The following is a 7024-nucleotide window of genomic DNA, read 5'->3' as shown; positions in this document are numbered from 1 at the left end:
GAAATGGGAAGGAGTGCATACCTATACTTCCTACGATGATGCGGTATATGATCCGGATATTGACGCGTTCTTGTTGCTTCTACCACATGATATTCACGCTGAATATTCGATTAAGGCGCTTCGCGCCGGGAAACATGTGCTGGTAGAGAAGCCAATGGCGATGAATGTGCAGGAAGCGGAAGAGATGGCCGAAGCGGCGGAAGCCAATAACGTTACGTTAATGATTGGGCAAAGCCGGCGTTTTTATCAACCTGTGATGGAGTCGATACGCCAGGTCAGGAAGAAAGCAATTGGCGATTTGATTAACATCAATGCGATGCTTTTGGCACATATGGATAAGCCGGCAGCAGATTGGTGGAAGGACGAATCGAAAATTGGAGGATTTATTATTCCGCTGTGGGGCAGTCATATTCTGGACTACATCCAGTGGGCTTATGGCGGAGCCCCTAAGTCGGTCTATGCGCAAGGACACTCCAATAACMCGAATTGGTCGGGTGAGGATGAAGTGGCCATTTCCATGAATTTTGGCGAAGGTCAAATGGCGAATGTATGGATGTCATTTAATGCAGGATGCCGCCCTACTGACGAAGTTGGGCTCACTGGCAAGCGGATATGGTCGACACAGAACAGTATTTATGAGCGATACTTAATTGGATCGAACGGTTTATTGCATTTGAAAGATGAATATGAGCTTAGCCTGAATGGGGAGCAACTGGAAACCTGTGAGTCTACCTTCCCTAATTTCAAATGGCAGCTTGAGGAATTTGCCCTTGCTATTCGAGAGGGACGTGAACCGCTTGCATCAGGCCGGGAAATCATCCAGGTAATGAGGGTCATCGATGGATGTTTCGAATCGATGCGTACCGGTCAAGTTGTGCAGCTGTGAGCCTTGGATCACCTAAGGAAAACGAAGGGGGACTTATGCAATGAAGTTAAAAACATTGGTGCTTTCACCACAATCTCGATTGGATGAAGTCTGTTCGGAGGCGTGCCGTACACGAATAAATGATTATTTCGAACCTGTGTGGAATGAGACAGGACGTGACTATACACAGGAAGAGCTTTCAGAGCGGATTGCAGACGCAGAAGTGATTATTTCCAGTTGGGGTTCTCCCAGCTTGACTGACGAAATGCTTGAGAAAGCCGTCAAGCTTCGTGCCATCGGGCATGCGGCAGGTACAGTCAAGAGCCTTGTTCCGAAACAGATTTTCGCACAAGGGGTCAAAGTTTTCTCGGCAGCTCCAAGAATCGCATTAAGTGTGGCTGAATACTGCTTGGCAGCGCTGCTGACATCACTTAGGCATTTGCCTGAATTTGATTCCGCCATGCGGGAAGGAAAATGGAAAATTGCTGGTTTGAAGGGTAGGGAGCTCACGGGAAGCACGATTGGCATCGTGTCAGCTAGCTCTACGGCTCGCGCTTTTATCAAACTGCTCGCGCCTTTTCAAGTCAATGTTCTCATCTATGATCCCTATTTGAGTGAAGAAGCAGCGGCTCGGTTGAATGCCAAGAGGGCTCTACTAGAGGAAGTTATGAGCTGCCCCATTATTTCGGTTCATGCGCCCAAGCTGCCTGCTACGGAAAGAATGTTGACTCGTGAATTGCTGGCGCTTATTCCGGATGGTGCTGTCTTCCTTAACTCATCAAGAGGTCCTGTGGTCGATGAGCTGGCATTCATGGAAGAGCTTCAAAGCGGACGGTTTTTTGCTGCTCTAGATGTGTTTGAAAAAGAGCCTCTCGCTGTAGATCATCCTATTCGGACTTTTCCTAATGTACTATTATCGCCTCATATTGCTGGAGCCTCTGTGCAGGGACATCTTGCGTTAATGGAAGAAGTGGTCGAAGACATCATCAGAGGCCTGCGGGAAGAGAAGACGATGTATGAAGTAAACGAGAAAATGTGGGAAGTTATGGCCTAACAGGTTGTAGTAATCTTATATATATGGAAGGGGAAATACGCAAATGGTTAGAAAAATGTCCGTTCCTCCCATGGAGTTGGTTGATTATGATGGTCCCGGAACGCAGATGTGTGCGGTTATGGACGCCATTGGAGAGATTAGTGTAAGGCGGGCCTTGATTCCAGAACCCAAGGAAGGCGAAGTAAGGGTGAAGGTCAAGTGGGTTGGTATATGTGGCAGTGATGTTGAAGTATTCCGTGGTGCGCGCGAACCTGAATTTATTTCGTACCCTACCAGATTGGGACATGAAGTTGCAGGGATAATTGATCAAGTTGGCCCCAATGTGATTGGTGTCAAGAAAGGTGATCATGTTGCTCTACGTTATGTTTGGGGGGCTTTTGCCGAATATGTGGTCTGTACCCCTTTCTCGCTGAAGGTGTTACCCAAAGAGCTGCCGTTAATCGAAGGTTCGCTCATTGAAGTGCTTCCGGGTATTATCCATGCCGCAGAACTGGGGGATATTTCACCGAATAAGAACGTACTAATTACAGGGCAAGGCGTAAGTGGTCTAGTGATGACACAAGTCATCAACATGTTTAGTCCAAGAAATTTGGTCGTAACCGATCTGTTTGACGAGAAGTTGGCGCTTGCACGCAAATATGGCGCAACCCACACGTACAAGATCCCTCATGAACATGCGGATACGATGGACATTGTGGGAGCGGACTTTCCAGAAGGTTTTGATGTGGTCATTCCTTGTCTTCTGGAAGGAGCGGGCATGGTAGATGCGATTAACGCAGCAGCTCAGAATGGACGAATTGTCATGTATGGATGCATTGGTACCTGTCACAAGCCAGTTGATTTCTTCAAGGTGCACAAAAAACGGCTGGATATCCTTTCAACGGAGCCCAAGCGTGACATCGATAATCGACGATATTTCGATGAAGGATTGCGATTGGTTCTCGATGGGTTAGTTAACACCGAGGAGATGATTACTCACATCGTCCCACTTGCGGAAGTCGCACGCGCCTTCCAATTGAGGAACGAACATAAAGGAGATACTATTCACGTCATGATTGACTGTGAGGTCAAACAGAATTAATCAAGTGAATGAGGGCTAAGCGGCTTGTATATGCTTAGCTCTTTTTTTGCTGTAACGAGGAGAAATATCGTTGCAGATTGGTGTAGGGCTAGCAGAGGTAGCTCTAACGATGTAAAACATCGTTAGAGGCTAGGCAGAGCGGGACGGAGCCTTGTTTTTCATCTGTAACGAGGAGAAATATCGTTGTAGATTGGTGTAGGGCTAGCAGAGGTAGCTCTAACGATGTAAAACATCGTTAGAAATTAGGCAGAGCGGGACGGAGCCTTGTTTTTCATCTGTAACGATGAGAAATATCGTTGCAGAGTGGTGTGGGGCCTGCAGAGGCAGCCTTAACGATGTAAAACATCGTTAGCGGCTAGCAGAGCGGGACGGAGCCTTGTTTTTCATCTGTAACGATKTGAAACAACGTTACAGAGAGGTGTAGGGCYWGCAGAGGCAGCCTTAACGATGTAAAACATCGTTAGAAGTTAGGCAGAGCGGGACGGAGCCTTGTTTTTCATCTGTAACGATTTGAAACAACGTTACAGAGAGGTGTAGGGCTAGCAGAGGCAGCTCTAACGATGTAAAACATCGTTAGAGGCCGTAGGGAGCGCCTATGAGGGCGGCGTGAAAGACGTACCGGCAGGAGTGGTGCGTGCAGACATTTAACGGACCTCATTGCCGTTATTCTCATTAAATCTCGCCGTTCTCAACTCTAACGGACTCCAGTGTCGTTATCCCACTAATTCACCTCCAATTGTCATACAATTACCGTGAATAGCTGCACTGGTGTCCGTTAGAATTTGGTAGAGCCATATTTCGTCCCAATAAGGTCTGCTCTGTCCGTTAGCAAATCAGCTCCTAACAGGTCCAGCAATTGCGGGCGAAGTCCTGTTTTTGGGCTGTGGTTCATAAATGGAACTTCTCCTGCTAATGGGACGATTGAGTCGACATAGTAGGCAGGAAGTAGCAGTTACCGTCGTAAAACAAGCTTAAAAGTTGGTGGGGAGTGAGCCAGCCTGGAAATTGTTAGCAGAAAGGATGTTTGCAACGTTATAGTGGGCGCAGTGGGCAGGATTTAACAGTTAGCGTCGTAAAACAAGCGTAAATGGTTGCTAGCCAGCGTGCAACGCCAAGCAGGGCGAAATATTATGCAAGCGCTCACAATACTTTGGTATACTGAGAGTAAATTTATCCAATTGGCTTAGAAGTATCAAGGAGGAAATTATCAATGCGTAAATGGCTTGTACCGGATACGAATGTCAGACATAAGGTTTTTATTCGTATGCTCATCCCTTATCTTCTATTTATTTGCATGCTGCTAGGAATAGGCTACATCGTCTACCGAGAAACCATTCATGTGATGGAGAAAGATGCCACTGAGAATCATAGGCTCGTGCTGGAGCAAAGTAGAGATATTCTTGAACGAAGAATGGACGAGATTACCTCGATCGGACGTCAAGCAGCCGCCAATACGAAAGTCATTCAATTTATGACGGTAACAGATCCTTTTCAGGGCGCCAACACCTATTCCGTTCTCGATACGAATAAAAGCTTGTATGATTTCAAGCTTTCAAATAACTTTGTATTTAACTATTATATTCTTTTTAAAAATAGCGACCTTGTGTTAACGCCGGGTTCGAGCTATACAATGGACGAATTCTTTAGTCGAATCGCTGTTTATGATAGTGGAGATACAGAAAAAATGCGGAAGGATTGGATGCAGACCTACCATTCCCGCTCATTTCTTCCCGCTGAACACATGACTATTGGAAATAGTTCTTACCAAATGATGACGTATCTACAATCGTTAGGTCTGCCAGGTAATCCGCAGGCGGTTATCGCGGTTATGATTGATCAAGCTGAGATCCGCAAGTTATTTCAGGGACTCAACTTATCGGAAGGTGGTTGGGCTTATATTTTGGATGATCAGGGGCGTATTATGAGCTCGCTGTCTGGCGAAGATATGGGGCTGCCCATCCAATTGGCTGATTTGAAGGAAGACCATGGAATTGTTGAGCAAAAGCTGAATAATCAATCGATCATTGTTACTTATACGAAATCAACTATGAATGGGTGGACGTATATTGTTGGTCAACCCAAAGTCATTCTTTTAGGAAAAGTTCATTATATTCAAAAGATTATTTTCTCATTAACGCTGCTTTTTCTAGTTATTGGTGTTTCAATGGCTTATTTTCTTGCTTATCGGAATAGCAAACCGCTTCGAAACCTCGCTCAGTCACTGAAAGAATTCGTTGGAGGTGGAGTGAAACAGCATGATGTGTACGGCTTTATAAGTGAAGCTGTGTCAGGTCTAGCGCTTTCTAACCGTAAACTGCAATCCGAGTTGGAGCTGCAGGTGCCATTATTGCGTGCTTCGTATTTCAGAAGGCTTATGCAAGGACAATTCCTCTCTACACGGGATGCGGATATCCTGCTGAGGCATCTAGGACTCGGGATGGAGGATGAAGATAGACAATATGTCGTCGCTCTCATTCGAATTCAAGGTTATGACAACGGCTATAATGAGCTGCTGCTCAAAGATCTGGATCGAGTCCGCTTCGCATCCGCAGAGTTGATTAGGGAGCTTGTAGGCTCTGATGGATTCGCGTATGATGTGGCGCAGGATCAAATTGCTGTATTACTTAGTGTGTATTCGCATGACACGAACAAACATCGTGAGAACATAACGAAACTAATGGAGCAGGTCTGTCAAACGATTAACTTGCGGTTTCAAATTGTATCCGATTGTGGCATCGGAGGGTTCTGCGACCGAGTAACGACAATCTCACGCTCCTACGAGCAAGCGAGAGAGGTTTTGTTTGCCTTAGTACGGTCGGACAAGGATGGTTTGCAATGGTTTGATGAGCTCCCAACGGCGCTGAATGATTACCATTATCCGCAGGATATGGAAGGACGCCTGATGAATGTGGCATTGGCTGGAGAGCAGGAAGAGGTTACACGTCTTTTACAGGTATTGTATAAGGAAAACTTTGAGAAAAGGCACCTTTCACAAACCGTACTCCGATTATTTATCGGTGAATTGTGGGGGAATCTCGTTAAGCTGCTACGACAATTAGGGATGCAAGCTGAGGATGTTTATACCCAAATTCAGCGTATAGATGGGGCGGAGCCTTCGTATGAGAGCTTGCAGCAGCATTATGCAGCGATTCGTCTGGCCTATTCGAAAATTTGCCGGCATGTCATGGAGCAGCGATCAAGTCGTAACATTGAATTACTTGATAATATTCGTATGATGCTTCAGAAAGACTTTGCAGACAAAGCGTTATGTCTGGATGAAGCCGCTGATCGGCTTCGTGTATCCAAGGTTTATTTGTCACAGTTCTTCAAGGACCAAACGGGGATTAATTTCTCAGATTACCTGGAGCAATTGCGCATGGAGCAAGCGAAGCATTTATTGAGAAATTCGGATTATGCAATTCAAGAAATTGCAGACCAAGTAGGATACGCCTCATCGAATACATTCTGCAGGGCATTTAAAAGGCTGCATGGGGTTAGTGCAACGGTGTATCAAAAGTCTGTAGAAGTGAATTTATAGCGAAAAAATAACATTTGCACATCCATAAAGCGATTGCACATGCTCAAATCCTAAGGATTGCACAGGAGTTAAACGTTTTCATATATACAATTAATCAGGGGAGCCCTTACATTAAGGTTATACAACGACGAGGGGAGGTTACCCAATTGAAAACGGTGGCAAGTGTAAATACGTTAGCCAAAGCGAATACAGGGATTAAACGAATGCCATTCCTTAAGAAGCTGCATCGCAGTTGGCAGCTGTACGCTCTACTAGCGCTGCCTCTTATCTACATTATTGTGTTCAAGTATTATCCAATGTATGGAGCGCAAATTGCTTTCAAAAATTTTATCGCTTCGAAAGGAATCGCAGGCAGTGATTGGGTGGGATTCAAGCATTTCATAAGATTCTTCAATTCGTATGAATTCGGCACCCTTTTAAAAAACACATTAGTCCTTAATTTCTACAGTTTGCTCGCAGGAATTCCTTTCCCAATCCTTCTGGCAC

4 protein-coding genes and 1 pseudogene are annotated in these 7024 nt (G+C 45.5%); all 5 read left to right on the top strand.

The window, feature by feature from the left end:
* Positions 1 to 886 (top strand): Gfo/Idh/MocA family protein (locus AC1DUA_RS16700; protein WP_477500839.1); only part of this gene is annotated, 886 nt, incomplete at its 5' end.
* A gap of 40 nt (positions 887 to 926) precedes the next feature.
* Complete coding sequence (locus AC1DUA_RS16695; protein ID WP_477500838.1) at positions 927 to 1919, top strand: hydroxyacid dehydrogenase; 993 nt, start codon at positions 927 to 929, stop codon at positions 1917 to 1919.
* A gap of 43 nt (positions 1920 to 1962) precedes the next feature.
* The gene (locus AC1DUA_RS16690; protein WP_477500837.1) at positions 1963 to 3000 is read left to right on the top strand and encodes a zinc-dependent alcohol dehydrogenase; all 1038 of its coding nucleotides are present in this window, start codon (positions 1963 to 1965) and stop codon (positions 2998 to 3000) included.
* Positions 3001 to 4210: 1210 nt separating this feature from the next.
* Complete coding sequence (locus AC1DUA_RS16685) at positions 4211 to 6538, top strand: helix-turn-helix domain-containing protein (protein ID WP_477500836.1); 2328 nt, start codon at positions 4211 to 4213, stop codon at positions 6536 to 6538.
* Between the two features lie 155 nt (positions 6539 to 6693).
* A pseudogene (locus tag AC1DUA_RS16680) lies at positions 6694 to 7024 on the top strand (sugar ABC transporter permease); the annotation flags it as partial.

The sequence above is a fragment of the Paenibacillus sp. 01T422 genome (assembly GCF_056398785.1).
Note: the sequence above shows the minus strand (reverse complement) of the source record. Positions and strands in the feature narration are given on the sequence as shown.

Excerpts from the sequence above, each read along its gene's own strand:
- AC1DUA_RS16695 (WP_477500838.1), top strand. The coding sequence starts at position 927 with ATGAAGTTAAAAACATTGGTGCTTTCACCACAATCTCGATTGGATGAA.
- AC1DUA_RS16690 (WP_477500837.1), top strand. The coding sequence starts at position 1,963 with ATGGTTAGAAAAATGTCCGTTCCTCCCATGGAGTTGGTTGATTATGAT.
- AC1DUA_RS16685 (WP_477500836.1), top strand. The coding sequence starts at position 4,211 with ATGCGTAAATGGCTTGTACCGGATACGAATGTCAGACATAAGGTTTTT.